The 16,417-nt window shown below is 34.4% G+C and carries 16 protein-coding genes; 9 read left to right on the top strand and 7 right to left on the bottom strand.

What is annotated here, in order from left to right; genetic code table 11:
* Positions 1-151 precede the first annotated feature (151 nt).
* Positions 152-1,252: a fatty acid desaturase family protein gene (locus JQC67_RS18150; protein WP_203254320.1), complete on the bottom strand. Its 1,101-nt coding sequence runs from the start codon at positions 1,250-1,252 to the stop codon at positions 152-154.
* Between the two features lie 125 nt (positions 1,253-1,377).
* Here JQC67_RS18150 and rsmG point away from each other — a divergent pair, with 125 nt between their 5' ends.
* Positions 1,378-2,013 (top strand): 16S rRNA (guanine(527)-N(7))-methyltransferase RsmG, encoded by a 636-nt coding sequence (gene rsmG / locus JQC67_RS18145; RefSeq protein WP_203254319.1) that lies wholly within the window; start codon positions 1,378-1,380, stop codon positions 2,011-2,013.
* Between the two features lie 383 nt (positions 2,014-2,396).
* Here the strand turns inward: rsmG and JQC67_RS18140 are convergent, their stop codons facing one another.
* From JQC67_RS18140 to JQC67_RS18120, 5 genes are all read right to left on the bottom strand, one after another.
* The gene (locus JQC67_RS18140) at positions 2,397-2,912 is read right to left on the bottom strand and encodes a DinB family protein (RefSeq protein ID WP_203254318.1); all 516 of its coding nucleotides are present in this window, start codon (positions 2,910-2,912) and stop codon (positions 2,397-2,399) included.
* 114 nt (positions 2,913-3,026) lie between these two features.
* Entirely contained in the window at positions 3,027-4,655 is a 1,629-nt protein-coding gene (pruA, locus tag JQC67_RS18135) for an L-glutamate gamma-semialdehyde dehydrogenase (RefSeq protein ID WP_203254317.1), read from the bottom strand.
* A gap of 266 nt (positions 4,656-4,921) precedes the next feature.
* The gene (gene apaG, locus JQC67_RS18130) at positions 4,922-5,308 is read right to left on the bottom strand and encodes a Co2+/Mg2+ efflux protein ApaG (RefSeq protein WP_203254316.1); all 387 of its coding nucleotides are present in this window, start codon (positions 5,306-5,308) and stop codon (positions 4,922-4,924) included.
* 12 nt (positions 5,309-5,320) lie between these two features.
* The gene (locus JQC67_RS18125; protein ID WP_203254315.1) at positions 5,321-6,448 is read right to left on the bottom strand and encodes a DUF3667 domain-containing protein; all 1,128 of its coding nucleotides are present in this window, start codon (positions 6,446-6,448) and stop codon (positions 5,321-5,323) included.
* 74 nt (positions 6,449-6,522) lie between these two features.
* Entirely contained in the window at positions 6,523-7,770 is a 1,248-nt protein-coding gene (locus JQC67_RS18120; RefSeq protein ID WP_203254314.1) for a type IX secretion system plug protein, read from the bottom strand.
* 147 nt (positions 7,771-7,917) lie between these two features.
* On the opposite strand from JQC67_RS18120, the gene JQC67_RS18115 reads away from it, so the two are divergent.
* The 8 genes from JQC67_RS18115 (at position 7,918) to JQC67_RS18080 (ending at position 15,641) form a co-directional block, all read left to right on the top strand.
* The gene (locus JQC67_RS18115) at positions 7,918-9,270 is read left to right on the top strand and encodes a Na(+)-translocating NADH-quinone reductase subunit A (RefSeq protein WP_203254313.1); all 1,353 of its coding nucleotides are present in this window, start codon (positions 7,918-7,920) and stop codon (positions 9,268-9,270) included.
* Between the two features lie 4 nt (positions 9,271-9,274).
* Positions 9,275-10,576, top strand: a complete 1,302-nt coding sequence (locus JQC67_RS18110) for an NADH:ubiquinone reductase (Na(+)-transporting) subunit B (RefSeq protein WP_203254312.1) — start codon at positions 9,275-9,277, stop codon at positions 10,574-10,576.
* A gap of 2 nt (positions 10,577-10,578) precedes the next feature.
* The gene (locus JQC67_RS18105; protein WP_203254311.1) at positions 10,579-11,325 is read left to right on the top strand and encodes a Na(+)-translocating NADH-quinone reductase subunit C; all 747 of its coding nucleotides are present in this window, start codon (positions 10,579-10,581) and stop codon (positions 11,323-11,325) included.
* A 1-nt stretch (position 11,326) separates the two neighbouring features.
* Positions 11,327-11,974 carry an NADH:ubiquinone reductase (Na(+)-transporting) subunit D gene (locus JQC67_RS18100; protein ID WP_203254310.1) on the top strand — a complete coding sequence of 216 codons (648 nt, stop codon included), beginning with the start codon at positions 11,327-11,329 and terminating at the stop codon, positions 11,972-11,974.
* 12 nt (positions 11,975-11,986) lie between these two features.
* Entirely contained in the window at positions 11,987-12,748 is a 762-nt protein-coding gene (gene nqrE, locus JQC67_RS18095; protein WP_203254309.1) for an NADH:ubiquinone reductase (Na(+)-transporting) subunit E, read from the top strand.
* Between the two features lie 5 nt (positions 12,749-12,753).
* Positions 12,754-14,061, top strand: coding sequence for an NADH:ubiquinone reductase (Na(+)-transporting) subunit F (nqrF, locus tag JQC67_RS18090; protein WP_203254308.1), 1,308 nt, complete (start codon positions 12,754-12,756; stop codon positions 14,059-14,061).
* A 118-nt stretch (positions 14,062-14,179) separates the two neighbouring features.
* On the top strand, positions 14,180-14,539 hold the full coding sequence (locus JQC67_RS18085) for a Na(+)-translocating NADH-quinone reductase subunit F (protein WP_203254307.1): 360 nt from the start codon (positions 14,180-14,182) through the stop codon (positions 14,537-14,539).
* 22 nt (positions 14,540-14,561) lie between these two features.
* On the top strand, positions 14,562-15,641 hold the full coding sequence (locus JQC67_RS18080) for an FAD:protein FMN transferase (RefSeq protein ID WP_238934909.1): 1,080 nt from the start codon (positions 14,562-14,564) through the stop codon (positions 15,639-15,641).
* Here the strand turns inward: JQC67_RS18080 and JQC67_RS18075 are convergent, their stop codons facing one another.
* Positions 15,642-16,406: a class I SAM-dependent methyltransferase gene (locus JQC67_RS18075; RefSeq protein WP_203254306.1), complete on the bottom strand. Its 765-nt coding sequence runs from the start codon at positions 16,404-16,406 to the stop codon at positions 15,642-15,644.
* Positions 16,407-16,417: the final 11 nt, after the last annotated feature.

Below are 16,417 nucleotides of genomic sequence, written 5' to 3'. Positions count from 1 at the left end.
AGTTGATACATTAAACCAAACACAAAATTAGGATTTTTGTAAGTCTTTAATGCAAAAAAAATAAGGATTGTACAATATTGATCATTCCTGTGCAAAAAATCAATTTACAACCAAGAAAAACTCTAGTAGAAATAAAATTATTAATAGCTGATTAATATTGCAATGTTGGCTGTTTACCCAATTCTTTTAAATGTTGAAAATGAGATAAAATCGCCTTTCTTGTAGTCTTGTATTCATTATAAGGCAAATTAAACTCTTTGGCCGTCTGCTTTACAATTTTCGATATTTTAGTATAATGAACATGGCTAATATGCGGAAATATATGATGTTCTACTTGATGATTTAAACCACCTGTAAACCAGTTTACAATTTTATTTTTTGTACCAAAATTCACTGTGGTAAATAGTTGATGAATTGCCCACGTGTTTTTCATGTTTCCGCTGTCATCAGGTAATGGAGTCTGCGCTTCATTAACAATATGCGCCAACTGAAATACAACACTTAGTATAACGCCTGCAACATAATGCATTATGAAAAACCCGAGCAAAATTTTCCACCAAGCCATTTCTACGAAAATTAACGGTAGTACTATCCAAATGGTAATATAAAGTATTTTAGTAATGACTAAAGTACTCCAGTTCACCGCAGGGCTTGGTAATTTACCATATGAAAGTTTGCGTTTCATATATCGATACATTTGCTGAAAATCAGTGGTAATCGCCCAGTTGAACGTCAATAATCCGTAAAGAAGAATTGAATAGAAGTGCTGAAACTTATGATGCTTACGCCATTCTGTATGCTTTGAGAATCTAAGAATTCTGCCTGCTTCCATATCTTCGTCATGATCCTGAATATTGGTATAAGTATGGTGCAAAACATTATGCTGTACTTGCCAATTATAAACATTACCAGCAAGTATATAAATGCTACTGCCCATTAGCTTATTAACCCATTTCTTATTTGAATATGAACCGTGATTGCCATCATGCATAACATTCATGCCAACACCAGCCATGCCAACGCCCATTACTATGGTCAAAAGTAAATTAGCCCAATTTGGTAGTCCTAATGTGAGTATTAGAAAATAGGGAGTTAAGAACATTGCAAACATGATTACCGTTTTAACGTGTAAACGCCAGTTGCCTGTTTTCTTTATCTTATTCTCTTTAAAATAATCGTTCACCCTAGTATTTAGGATTTTGAAAAAATTGGTTGCGTCTTTTCGGGGGAATTTAATAGTAGTCTTGTCCATTTTTTACAAATCTGTGGTAAAGATAACGCAATTGTTAAGCACCATTGCGTGAGTTAACTAAAATTGGGAAAACAATTTATTGCCGAAGTGAATATACTATTTTTGTAGAAATAATTAAAACTTGAATGAAGACAGATCTTATTTGTAAATATTTTTCAGATTTATCAGAAGAGCAGAAGCATCAATTTGAGCTTCTTGAGACCTTGTATAAAGATTGGAATCAGAAAATAAATGTTGTTAGTAGAAAAGATATTGATGAGTTATATCTTCGTCATGTACTGCATTCATTAGGTATTGCTAAATTTCAAAGATTTAATGAGAACGCTTCAATTTTAGATGTTGGTACCGGCGGCGGATTTCCTGGTGTACCATTAGCAATTCTATTTCCTCAGGTAAAATTTACTTTAGTAGATTCTATTGGGAAGAAAATTAAAGTTGTTGATGAAGTTGTTGAAGGACTTCAGTTAACCAACGTTACGACTGTAAATTCAAGGGTTGAAGAAATAAAAGGCCGATTTGATTTTATTGTTAGTAGGGCAGTTGCGGCCATGCCTACTTTTACACATTGGGTAAAAGGTAAAATTAAAAAAGAGTCATCTCATGAAAGGCGAAATGGTATTCTTTATTTGAAGGGTGGCGATTTAGCCGATGAATTAAAAGACTTTAAAACAGCTCAGGTTATTGATTTAACCGATTTTTTTGAGGAAGAATTTTATGAGACTAAAAAACTAGTTTATTTACCACAGAAATTTAAGGGTTGATAAACTATACTTAATTATGTTCAGCTTTTTTTTGCTTATGTGTTTAGCATTCTATTGAACGAGTAGCGGCAATTTTTTGCATAGTTTTTAACAAATGTAAATATATTAAGTATGCTGAAACTGTCGTTTTTAGGCTTGCTAATAATGGTCTCTTGCTTTTTCATAACGTTTATTTAAAACTAAAATAAAAGTAAAATTAAATTCATTTACAATTACTTAACGTTAAATTTACATTGAAATTGTTTAAAAATCAACTTTTTTGAACATAAATGGTTGATTTACAGTTTTTGAGCCTTAATTATAGCTGAGAATGAACTGGTTAAGGTGTAAGAATAAAAAAAAGGGTGCCTAGAGCACCCTTTTTTTTATTGAATTGTCAATGACTACTTGCTCCATGGCGGAACTACATCATTTGATCTGGCATATGCAATGAGTTGTCCTTTGTGCTCGCCATTGTGTTCCATAATAACAAGTAAACCTGCTAACTTGTTCATTTTAGCAAAGCCAAAGTCAACTTCTTCATTGAGTGTGGCGTTCTCTACTAATGTTATTTTATCAAGTACAAATGCATTAGACTTTTTTAAAGTTGCAATAACATTGTCTTTACCTGTAATTTCACCCAGTTTCATCATGTCAACATCTGCTGGTGGCGCGAATCCTAATTTAGACGCTAAATAATAATTTGCTCCAGCAACATGTAAAAGTGCTTCCCGAACTGAATTCACTCCCTCCATTGGTCGCCAATCATATTGTTCTTCTGAAAAGGCTTCAGCAAGTTGAACAACTTGACTTTGATTTCCTGTTAAAACACCTTGAATTGTGTTTTGTGTAAGTTTGTCTTGCGCATAACTAAAGACTGTTGCCATTAGTGCTAATGCTACTACTATTCGATTTTTCATTTTATAATTATTTAGGTTCCTAAATTTCAAATCCTTATTTTTTTTAGAAATAAGGATTTGAAAGATAATAAATATATGATATAAAACTCTTAAATACAGAGTTTTATGGTTTTTTTATCCCAAGAATGGATAGCGATAGTCTTCTGGGGTTACTAATGTTTCTTTGATTAGCCTAGGTGAAACCCAACGTAATAAGTTCTGTGCTGATCCTGCTTTGTCATTTGTGCCTGATGATCTTGCCCCACCAAATGGTTGTTGACCAACAACAGCACCTGTAGGTTTGTCATTGATATAGAAATTTCCGGCACAATTTTGCAATGCTTTTGTTGCTTCATCAATTGCGTATCGATCTGTAGAAAGAACTGCTCCTGTTAGTGCATACTCTGAAGTAGAATCAACTATTTGAAGGGTTTTCGACCAGTCTTTATCTTCATAAATATATACGGTTACAACGGGCCCGAAAAGCTCAGTCTCCATGGTTGTATATTTAGGGTCGGTAGTTAGAATAACCGTTGGTTCAATAAAATAACCTTTCGATTTATCATAATTTCCACCAATAATAACTTCTGCCTTTTTATCTTTTTTAGCTTGATCAATATATTTAGCCAATTTATCAAAAGAGCCTTCATGAATTACAGCTGTAATAAAGTTTGACATATCTTCTGGCGAACCTGGAACATTGAATGATGCTACATCTTTTTTAACCAGTTCTAAAATTTTATTTGCTTTTGATTTTGGAAGATACACACGTGAGGCAGCGCTACACTTTTGACCTTGAAACTCAAAAGCACCACGAACTATTGCAGTTGCAACTTGTGCTGGTTTGGCTGAAGGATGAGCTATTATAAAGTCTTTTCCGCCAGTCTCGCCAACAATTTTAGGGTATGTTTTATACGTATGAATATTGTTTCCGATTTGTTTCCATAGTTCTTTGAAAACATAAGTTGAACCTGTAAAATGGATTCCTGCAAAATCAGGGCTATCTAGAACTGTTTTAGTGATCATTACTGGATCACCATAAATGACATTAATTACGCCGTCAGGTAGGCCTGCTTCTTTAAAAATGTCAACGATAACTTTTGCTGAAAATATTTGACTGTCACTTGGTTTCCAAACTACAACATTACCCATCATTGCTGCACTAGCCGGAAGATTTCCTGCAATTGCAGTGAAGTTAAATGGTGTGATTGCGTAAACGAAACCTTCAAGAGGTCTATATTCTACACGATTCCAGATACCTTCGGCAGAATCAGGTTGCTCTGCATAAATCTGTGACATGTATTCTACATTGAAACGCAAGAAATCAATAAACTCACAAGCAGCATCAATTTCAGCCTGATGTATGTTTTTAGATTGCGCTATCATTGTAGCAGCATTTATTTTTGCTCGGTATGGACCTGCTATTAACTCAGCAGCTTTTAAGAAAATTGCGGCACGTTGTTCCCAAGTTAGATTTGCCCATGCATCACGTGCTTTTAAGGCAGAATCTATCGCTTCAGAAACATGTGATTTTTCAGCTATATGATAACTACCTACTTTATGTTTGTGATCATGAGGTGGTGACATTGGTTTTGTCTTACCAGATTTCACTTTTTTCTTTCCAATATACATCGGTACTTCAACGGTACCATTATAATATGCTTTGTATTGTTTGAGAACTTCTTCGCGCTCAGATGAACCTGGAGCATAGCTCAGAATTGGTTCGTTTATAGCGGTTGGTACTTGAAAAAAACCTTTACCCATAACATTGTTTTTTAAGAATTAAAAACTTCTGTAAAGGTACTGGATGTGTGTGAGAATAAAAAAATGACCATAGTATAATACTAGGCCAATTTATAAGAAAATATACTTGATTTTGATAGCGTAATGTTAGCTTTTATGTTAAAATAATATGATTTAAAATTATGAATAAATCATAGCTTCAGAATATATTAAAATAAACTACTCTTTGATAAACATTGTTTTATTTTAAAAGAAATGTAAAAGTTATATAAACTTGTACTTTAATTCTAATTCAAAGCGAAAGGTGCGTGAAATTTAAAGGTAGGTATGTAGACTCTGAACTTTTCAGACGAACTTAAGTTTACCATATTATAATGTCCTTTCATGGCGCCTATAGGAGATGCTAAAAGACAACCTGAATTATAGGTGTGTGACTCTCCAGGTTCAATTACGGGTTTCTTACCAATTACACCCTCACCATCTAAAACCTCCATATCGTTTAAAGAATCATAGATTTGCCAGTGACGACCTGTAAGTTGTACAGAATCTTTGCTTTGATTTTCTATGGTAATAGTATAGCCAAATGCAAAATGCATTTTGTAGTTCTTGAAGAAAGTGCCTTCAAAAGTGGTGCGTACTGAAATTTTTATGCCTTTGGTTACTAATGTTGTCATAGTCTTCTTAATCTAGAATGTAAAAACGTTTCCTGTTAATAGTATCAGCATTGAAAACATTGCCAATATAAAAAAAATCGTATTTAAAAACACGTATTTAACACTTGTTTTGAAAAAGCCCTGCTGATAGAACCGTTTCATAGCTATAAATAGATAGATGCAAAAAAGAATTAGAAAAACCCAATTCACACTTTTGTTTATAAGCCATTCAAACAAATAGCTAATAATCAGCAAGATAAAAAACAATGATGTACTATGAAAGCTAAAGATTAAATGATCGGTATAACTGTATTTTTTTCTGATATACGCCAGCCAAATGAAGATTGTAAACACTGGTAAAAAGAAAAATATGGCAAAAGGGAGTTTTGAAATTAATGAACTTATAAATGTGCCAGGTTGTTTATTGAATTTAAGAAGGCCACTTGCGGCATTAAAAGCAATGCTATTTGCACTAGTATTGGGAATGTCATATTTTCTTTGAGCATCTTCAAAATCAAAGACTGAATCTTTTCTGATTACAGTGTTAAAAAAGCTATTCTTTTTAGAATGTCTATTTAAAAATGAGGCGTCTGTTATAGAGTTGAAGTATTTTTTAGGATTTGAAAGTATTATAGAATCTTTCTGTAGCTCTGCACTTAAGTATTCTTTAAAATCAGTGTCTTGTGCAACCGATGCTATTTCTTCCTTAACCTGCTTTTGTTTCAATCCATCAAAAGAATTAACCCAATTACTGAGTCTAATTAAAAAAGGTTCATTGCTATTGGATCCATATTTATCCCAATTCGAATAATTTCCACCAAAATTTATCATTAAAAAATAAATGATAGTAAGGCTTAATAGAAATCGAAATGGGTTAGTATATGAAGCGCGCTTGCCGGCAATGAAATCTGCCGTGATTTTACCCGGTTTAGTAAGTAATGCTGAGAGGGTTCTAAGTAGCTTAGAATCATAGGAAATCATACTAGCAAAAAACTCGTCAAAAAAATCATTTAGTGAAAGTTTTTTGGTATTGTTGGCTTGTGAGCAATTTGGGCAGAATTTATCAGTAAGCCGTAAAGAATGTCCACAATTAAGGCATTCTGAACCACGGTGTTCAATCTTGAAATTGCCCTTTTTGGGTAGTGTTGGTTTGTTGCTCATATGAAATGAGCAAGATATAAAAACTTTTTACAAGTAGTTTGTAACCTTAATTTCTCAATCGAGATGAATGAAGATTAATTTGTTATGTTTCTAGAATTAGCAGAGCCAACACCTATAATGCTGTCATAGAGGTCGCCAAAATTGCGATAATAGACTAAGATTAAATAGTTGTTTTCTGAAAAGTGAAAATTTCCTGATACCGTATTTAGGTCAATAAGGCCGTCTTCTTTTTGTACAATATATTTATAATTGTAAAAACCTTGCTTAAGCTCAATAGAGCCTTCCATCATGCCATTATCTTCATTGTATGTTAGCTTGTTTTCTTCGGTAAGGGCGTAATTGTTAAATTTCCCAAAAACGTAAACATTATCTAGTCTTAACACTTCATTATAAGGTAGACTAAAATGGATATTTGTGTATTCTGCTTCTCTTGAATCGTCATCACCCTGTAAAGTTCTGATTATATAGTCGCCGTTAATGTCAGGAAAATACGTGTAGGGAATATCATAACGCAAGCGATCTGAGAATAAATAATGTTGGTAAAGATCCTCAATTTCAATGCGCGCAATTTCAGAACTTGGTGCGCGTAAATCTTTTGTATCAAAGTATAAGAATTCATTACCTCCAAAAAAACTAGTCTCATAATCGTACTTGTATACCAGTTCACTACCAATGGTGAATTGAGGGGGTACATCATAAAGTGCTGTAGGCCAATGATAATTTTGAACAATGGCTATTTTTACTTCCTTCTTTGGATTTATTAATTGCGTATTGCCTGCATTGATTGTGAATTGGACTACTTGTTTTTCATTTAAAAAGTCAAAATCTCTTGATCTTTTAACTGTTCCGCCAACATTTACCATGTCTTTGTACACTACAAATCTTCTTGAAAATTGAAGTTCGTCGCTAGAATTATAAATTTCTAGTATATAATTGCCGCTTACTTTTAGGCTAACCGCGTTATTAGGAATCGTAAGTTTATAATTAGAATAGGGCTGCAATGTATTGTAACTGTTACCGTAGTTAATAATTCGTTGATTGTCTACACCTCGTAAATATTGTGATTTCAGAAGACTTGAGCTTTGCCAATCATAATTGCAATGCACTATTTTATAATAAAAATCTTGTTCACTTGCTGTTAAGTCATCAAATTCAAGATTTATTGATTCTCCAATTTGTACTACAGGAAATTGATCCTCTGTAGGTCCTTTAAAAACAATTGACTTGATATAGTCAGGAGGAGATACTTCTTCATGCACCTGACTACAAACAGGGTAGCTGATGAAAAATAGAAATATAATTTTAAGGGCATTAATTCTCATTCGCCGGTAAATTTCGCGTAAAGTTAAGCAAAAAGCATACCTAAAAAATTAACCTCGTTATAATGTCTAAATTAATAGGCAATAATTATGAAAAGAATCGTTTTAGTACTAAATTTGCTCGAATTTTAATATAAGGTCTACAATAATATGTCTAAAGACATCCGAATTAAAAAGGGTTTAAATATTAACCTTGTCGGCGCCGCTGAACAGACTACTTCAAAAGCCGTATTAAGCAAGGTTTATGCGCTTAATCTTGGCGATTTTCATGGTGTGACACCAAAAATGTTGGTGAAACAAGGTGCTGAAATAAAAGCTGGTGAGGCAATTTTCTTCAATAAAGACAACGAAAGCATGCTTTTTGTGTCGCCTGTAAGTGGTGAATTGATAGAAATTGAACGAGGCGCAAGAAGAAGAATACTTTCGCTTAGAATTTTACCAGACAAAGAGCAAGAGGTTTTAGAGCATCCTATTTTTGATGTACAATCAGCTTCTAAAGATAGTATAAAGGCGTTTTTGTTGAAATCTGGTTGTTGGCCATTTATTAAGCAACGACCTTATGATATTATTGCTAATCCTGATGTAAATCCGAAAGCAATTTTTATTTCGGCATTTACAACTGCCCCTTTAGCGGCTGATGCTGATTATGTTTTACAAGGCAAAGAAAAGGAGTTGCAAGCAGCAATTACTGCTTTAGCTAAACTGACGCCTGGTAAAGTTCATCTTTCTGTTGGTGCATCTTCAAGTTCAACTCTATCTGGTTTAACAGGTGTTGAATTGCATAAGGTATCTGGCCCACATCCTGCTGGATTAGTAGGTACTCAGATTAATAAAATTGACCCAATAAATAAAGGTGAAGTTGTATGGACAGTTACACCGCAAGATCTTGTTATAATAGGTGAAACTTTGTTGACTGGTAAATTCAATGCAGAGCGAGTTGTCGCTTTAGTTGGTTCATCAGTTAAAAATCCCAAGTATTATACAACAAAAATAGGAGCTGAGGTTTCTACTTTTCTATATGGTAGTGGGGTTAATGAAGATAATATAAGAGTTATTAATGGTGATGTGCTTACAGGTTCTAAGAGTAGGCCTGACGGACATTTAGGTTTTTATAATAACACAGTTACGGTTATACCAGAGGGAGATGATTATGAGTTCTTTGGATGGAATAAACCGATTTTCAATAAAATTTCTGCAACAAGAGCTTTGACTTTTTCTTGGATGCAGCCTAATAAGAAATACAAGTTAGATACCAATACCAACGGTGAGCATAGAGCGTTTGTTGTTACGGGTCAATATGAAAAAGTATTTCCTTTAGATATCTTTCCGATGCAGCTTTTAAAGGCTTGTTTGGTGAAAGATCTTGATGAAATGGAACAATTGGGACTCTATGAAGTTGCACCTGAAGATTTCTCTTTAACTGAATTTATCTGCATATCAAAACAACCACACCAACAAATTATTCGTGAGGGACTTGATTTGCTTTATAAAGAAATAGGATAAGAAGATGAGTGATAAAAGACTGACCTTTAAGAAAAGACTACACATCTTAAAGCACCATTACAGAGGTAAAAAGATGGCACCTGCATTTAATGCAATCCATACTTTTTTATTCGCGCCAGATGAAACTACCCATTCTGGGTCGCATGTTAGATCAGCTGATGATTTAAAGCGTACCATGAATACAGTTATCATGGCATTGGTTCCTGTTTTGATATTTTCAATGTTTAACGCAGGCTACCAACATTTTTCAGCTCTAAATGGTTTTCCAGAGAACTTCTCTGTTATGGACCATTTTTTGACTTGGGATAATTTTTGGATTGGTATTATTAAAGTACTTCCATTGGTTGTAGTATCATATGGTGTTGGACTTCTAATCGAATTTATTTTTGCTGTGATAAAAGGGCATGAAGTAGAAGAAGGTTATTTGGTTACCGGTATGTTAGTGCCTTTAATTGTGCCAATTGATACCCCACTTTGGATGCTGGCTGTAGCTGTTGTTTTTGGTGTTGTAATAGGTAAAGAGGTTTTCGGTGGTACCGGAATGAATATATTAAACCCAGCATTAACAATACGTGCTTTTCTATTTTTTGCATATCCTACATGGATGAGCGGTGATAAAGTTTGGGTGTATGAAGCACGTGAAAGAGCTGAACAAATTGCAGATGGTGCAACCAATGTGGATGCTATTTCAGGTGAAACTGTACTTGGGTTTTTGGCACAAGGTAAAGGTGCTGAAATGGATGCTATCTACAGTACTTGGGATATGTTCTGGGGCTTTATTCCCGGTTCAGTTGGTGAAACACCAACTTTCTTAATCCTTTTAGGTGGCCTGTTCTTAGTCTTTTCAAAAATAGCCAGTTGGCGAATTATGTTGAGTGCTATTCTTGGTTCTTTGGTTATGGGCTTAATTTTTAACGGAGTAGTAGATCAAGGTTGGATTTCTCAATCAAGTCCGTTTTACGGCTTAATGAGTTTTGATTTTTGGAAACATTTAATCGTTGGTGGTCTTGCATTTGGTATTGTTTACATGGCAACAGATCCAGTAACCGGTTCACAAACTAATAGAGGTAAATGGATATACGGTTTTCTAATAGGCTTTATGTCTGTTATGATTCGCGTTTTCAACCCAGCTTACCCAGAAGGTGTATTCTTAGCGATTTTATTGATGAATGTTTTTGCTCCTACAATTGATCATTATGTAGTTCAAGGCAACATTAAAAAACGTTTGAAACGATTAAATAATGCAACGATTTTTCCTAAAGATTCAGAAGGTGAAGCAAAGGAACTAAAAGCAGAAACCGTATAAAAATGGCAATCAATACTGATAAAAATAGTTATACCATAATTTTTGCGACCATTATGGTAGTGGTAGTAGGATCAATTTTGGCTTTTTTAGCCTCAGCCTTGCGTCCTAATATCCAAGAAAACGAAAGGTTCGAAAAGCAACAGAACATTCTTTACGCTATGGGTGTAAATGAAAATGACGAATCTAGTGTGAATTTCATACCTACTGATAAGGTTGAAGGTGAATTTCATACCTATATTAAAGAGCAATTGGTCATTGAAGGTGATAAGATTACCGAGAATGACGAGGCGTATTTGATTGATTTGAAAAAGCAATTAAGCGCTAAGAAAAAAGGTGAGCCATTTAAGTTGCCACTATTCATCGGCGAAAAAGATAGTAAGAAGTTTTATATTATTCCGATGTATGGTAAAGGTTTATGGGATGCCATCTCGGGTTTTATTGCCTTAGACGATACCATGACGGTTCAGGGGGTATATTTTGACCATAAAGGTGAAACCCCAGGCTTAGGTGCGAATATAAAGCAACGTTATTTCATGGATGATTTTACTGGTGAAACTATCTTGAAAGGCCAAAATTATGCTGGTGTAGCAGTGGTTAAAGGAAATAACGATCCTTTGAATAATACTAAGGATGACAACGAAGTTGATGCCTTGGCAGGGGCAACAATTACCGGTAACGGTGTTTCTGCAATGATAAAAGAGAGTGTTAATTTATATAAAGGTTATTTAGAAACCATTAGAGTTAAATAATATGGGATTACTTTCAAAAAAAGACACGAATTTAATATTGGATCCTCTTGCGGATAATAACCCAATAACCATTCAGGTGCTAGGTATATGTTCTGCATTGGCTATTACTGCCGAGCTTAAGGCTTCTATTGTGATGGCTATTGCGGTGCTGTTTGTTTTAGGCCTTGGTAACGTGGTTATTTCATTGATGCGTAACATCATACCTTCTAAAATACGTATTATCGTTCAACTGATAGTAGTTGCTACCTTGGTGATTATTGTTGATCAGGTGCTTAAAGCGTTTGCTTATGAATTGAGTAAAACCTTATCTGTGTTTGTTGGGTTGATTATAACCAACTGTATTATCATGGGGCGTTTTGAAGCTTTTGCTCTAGCAAACGGACCTTGGAAATCTTTCCTTGATGGAATTGGTAACTCATTAGGGTATGGAGTTATCTTAATAATTGTAGGATTTTTTAGAGAGTTGTTCGGATCGGGTACTTTATTAGGATATCCTGTATTAGGAGATCCAATAACGAAAACAGGAGTGTACGCCACAGGCTATGAGAATAATGGATTTATGATTATTCCGCCAGCTGCGCTTATTGTTGTGGGTATTATTATTTGGGTTCAACGTTCGCGTAACCCTGCATTAGTTGAAGACAATTAATAGAAGAGTATTATGTTAGAGCATGTAGAATTATTTTTTAAGTCCATTTTCATTGATAACATGGTATTTGCCGTGTTTTTAGGAATGTGTTCTTATTTGGCTGTTTCAAAGAAAGTAGCCACAGCAGTAGGTTTAGGTGCCGCCGTGATTTTTGTATTGGCGGTTACCGTTCCATTGAACTGGTTATTAGATAAATATCTTTTGCAAGATGGTGCTTTAGCTTGGTTAGGCCCTGAATATGCAGATTATAATTTGAGCTTTTTATCGTTCATCTTATTTATTGCAACTATTGCAACTATGGTTCAATTGGTAGAAATAGTGGTGGAGAAATTTTCGCCATCATTATATAACTCACTTGGTATATTCTTGCCTTTAATTGCTGTAAACTGTGCCATTTTAGGTGGTTCATTATTCATGCAAGCAAGAGAAATTGAAACTTTAGGCTTGGCATTTAATTATGGTGTTAGTTCAGGTATCGGCTGGTTTCTAGCGATTTTAGCAATTGCAGCTATACGTGAAAAAATTAGATACTCAAATGTACCAGCGCCGTTACGTGGCCTAGGTATTACTTTTATCATTACTGGTTTAATGGGAATTGGTTTTCAGAGTTTCGGTGGAATGTTAACAGGTGGAGGCGATGCTGAAGAACCCGTTAAAACTGAAACAGCCGTTGATAAAATTGAAACGGAAGATTTAGGCATTTTAGATACAGATAAAAAGAAAAAAGAAGAAATTGACGAAAATGATATTTCTTATAACGAAGCTATAAAATAGTAGAAATGATTTTAGCTACAAGTACCGGAGGAACCATATTAATTACAGTTGTTGCGTTCCTTATTCTTTTATTATTATTGGTTACATTATTGTTGTTTACCAAAGAAAAGCTTTCTCCATCTGGTCCGGTGACCATTACAATAAACGGAGAAAAGAAAATTGAAGTGGGCTCAGGTAGCTCATTGCTGACTACATTAGGTAATCAAAAAGTGTTTTTGCCTTCTGCTTGTGGTGGAGGTGGAACCTGTATTCAGTGTGAATGCCATGTACTTTCTGGTGGTGGCGAAGCATTACCAACTGAAACTCCGCATTTCTCAAAGAAAGAATTAAACCACGGTGCTCGTTTGGCCTGTCAGGTTAAAGTAAAACAGGATATGGAGATTACCATTCCTGAAGAAGTATTTGGTATCAAAAAATGGGCAGGTAAAGTAGTGCGTAACTATAATGTTGCTTCATTTATTAAGGAATTTGTTGTAGAAATTCCTGAAGATATGGGCTATAAAGCTGGTGGATATATTCAAATTGAAATTCCAGAATGTGAAGTAAAATTTGCAGATATGGATATTACAGCGCACCCTGAAGAACATGAAACTCCAGATAAGTTTCAAGCCGAATGGGATAAGTTTAATCTTTGGCCTTTGGTAATGAAAAATCCTGAAACAGTAGAAAGAGCATATTCAATGGCTTCTTTTCCTGCAGAAGGGCGTGAAATTATGTTGAATGTTCGTATAGCTACCCCGCCATGGGATCGTGCTAAAAACGGGTGGATGGATGTAAATCCTGGAGTAGCTTCTTCATATATATTCGGATTAAAACCTGGTGATGATGTAGTTATTTCTGGCCCTTATGGTGAATTCTTCATCAATGAGTCAGATTCTGAAATGTTATATGTAGGTGGTGGTGCAGGTATGGCACCAATGCGCTCACATTTATATCACTTATTCAAAACATTAAAAACAGGTCGTAAGGTTACTTACTGGTATGGTGGGCGTTCTAAAAGAGAATTATTCTACTTAGAGCATTTCTATGCCTTAGAAAAAGAATTTCCAAACTTCAAGTTTTATTTGGCACTATCTGAGCCAGCTGAAGAAGATAACTGGAAAGTAAAAGAAAATATTGAAGCCCCAGGAGATGGTTTTGTAGGTTTTATTCATAATTGTGTTATAGATAATTACTTAAGCTTACATGATTCACCAGAAGATATTGAATTGTATTTCTGTGGACCACCTTTGATGAACAAAGCCGTTCAAAAGATGGGTGAAGATTTTGGAATTCCTGATGAGCATATTCGTTTTGATGATTTTGGAGGGTAAAACTTCAATTTGTATTCAAATTTATTTGCCTATAATCAAGAGTCTAAATAAAAAATCAAACCTGACAGGTTTTAAATCTGTCAGGTTTTTTACTTAAAATTTAATTCTAACTCACATTATGAGTAAGCCGTTAACAGAACAAGAACTTCATAATCTAGCAATGAACATTGTGGGTAGAAAGCTAGAAGAAGATGGTTTTGAATTTATGGGTGTAAACAGTAAGCTCAAAAAGAATCCGCAATTTGTTTGTTTAAAGGATAAGAAATTACATTTTATCATAGTTAGAAATGTACCTTTTCCTGAAGATCCTACGAATTATGATCAAGATTTGATGGCTAAAATGAAAGATCATGCCAATAAGCAGAAAGCACAATCATACTACGCAGGTGTAGGTTTGTCAAATGCCCAAGACAGAAATCTTCCTGTTTATCTGAATGAAGAATATATTGTTGATTATTATGGACTAATCGAAGTTTAGTTTTTCTTTTATTTCTAAAAATATGAAATCTTGTAAATCTATTAGCTGTATGTCTCTAAAACGCTTTATTTCTCGTACTGTAATGGCCAGTCAAAGTTTTTCATTGCTTTCCATTATGCTTTTAGCATTTGTAATTACTTCATGTTCAAGTCAACCTACTTTAGTTAAAAATCAAAATGTTGGTGGTGCTCTGGGCACAAGTTATAGTATCATTTATATTTCAAAAGGAGAATTAGATTTTCAGACACAAATTGACTCGGTATTTGCTGCTGTAAATCAATCAATGTCAACTTATATACCAACTTCTGATATTTCAAAAATCAATGTTGGAGATTCAACTGTGGTGGTTGATGAAATGTTTAAAGAAGTATTTGAACTTTCTAAGGAGGTGTATCAGGCTACAAATGGCTTTTTTGACCCCACAGTGGGCACTTTGGTTAATGCTTGGGGATTTGGACCTGGAAAACAAATAGAGCTTGATAGCGCTAAAGTGGATAGTCTTTTAGATTATGTAGGTTTTGAGAAAGTGCAATTGCTTGCAAATAATACTATTAAGAAGCAATCATCACGAATTAAATTTGATTTTAATGCTATAGCAAAAGGATACTCAATTGACCGATTAGCATTGATGCTTGATAAAAAAGGAATTGAAAATTATTTGGTTGAAGTTGGGGGAGAGGTTGTAGCGAAAGGAATCAATAGTATTAAACAAAAAGAGTGGGTAATTGGTATTGATGACCCTGAGGCTGAATCTAGAAATCCGAAGAAATTAATCTATTTGAAAGATAGAGCTATGGCTTCTTCAGGTAACTATATTAAGTTTCGAATAAATGAAGAAACAGGTGAAAAGTATGTACATACTGTTAACCCTAAAACGGGTTTCACACAAAATTCTTCAACATTAGGGGCTACTGTGTTCGCAAATAATTGTGCTACTGCAGATGGCTATGCTACCTCTTTTATGGCTATGAATTTAAGTGATGTGAAAATTGTTTTATCAAAACATCAAGAACTTGACGCATATCTGGTGTATTCTGATGAAAACGGTGGTATTAAAGAATTTATGACAGAAGGTTTTAGAAATCGTATTATTTCTGAATAACTATTTTCTAACTAAAGGTATTAATTCACCTTTTGCTAGTCGGTATCTTTCAATTTCTTCTGCGGAAAAATTAGCTGTGTAATCAACTTCTTCCACTGAAAAACCAATACTGCGAAGTTTTTTAAAATAGTCTCGCCCATAAACACGTACATGATCGTATTGACCAAAGATTTTAGCGCGCTCTTTTTTATCGGTTATACTATTGTCTTCAAAAGTTTCCATGCGGTTTAAATCTTGAGGAATTTGAAAAATACCCCAACCACCTGGCTTTAGTACTCGATACAATTCTTCCATAGCTTTGGTGTCATCGGGTATGTGTTCTAGAACATGATTACATAGAATTACATCAAAAGATTTATCATTAAAGGGTAAGGCACAGATATCTGCTTCAATATCAGCTAGGGGTGAATTTAAATCTGTAGTGGTATAGTCAATATTTTTTAGTGTTTTGAATCGCTTGTAAAAGGCTTGTTCAGGCGCAAAATGTAAGAGGCGTATATTATCGGTAAAGAAATTAGTTTCATTTTTAAGATACAGCCAGAGCAAACGATGTCTTTCTAATGATAATGTAGCTGGTGCTAGTACATTTTCTCTAGGATTTTCGTATCCGTAGGGAAGAAAACTTTTAAAGCTTTTGCCATCAATAGGATCAACAAAATTATCACCTCGCATAAAAAAAGCAAGAATGGGTCGAACCCAATAACTCATTTTAATGAGAATGGGCCGCGGTATAATATTCAGAATTAGCTTGAATATTTTTTTCATGAAATGCCTGT

It is taken from the genome of Aurantibacter crassamenti (assembly GCF_016811105.1).
Classification (GTDB): domain Bacteria; phylum Bacteroidota; class Bacteroidia; order Flavobacteriales; family Flavobacteriaceae; genus Aurantibacter_A; species Aurantibacter_A crassamenti.
The sequence above is the reverse complement of the archived record's forward strand: the minus strand, read 5'-3'. Positions and strand labels throughout refer to the sequence as shown.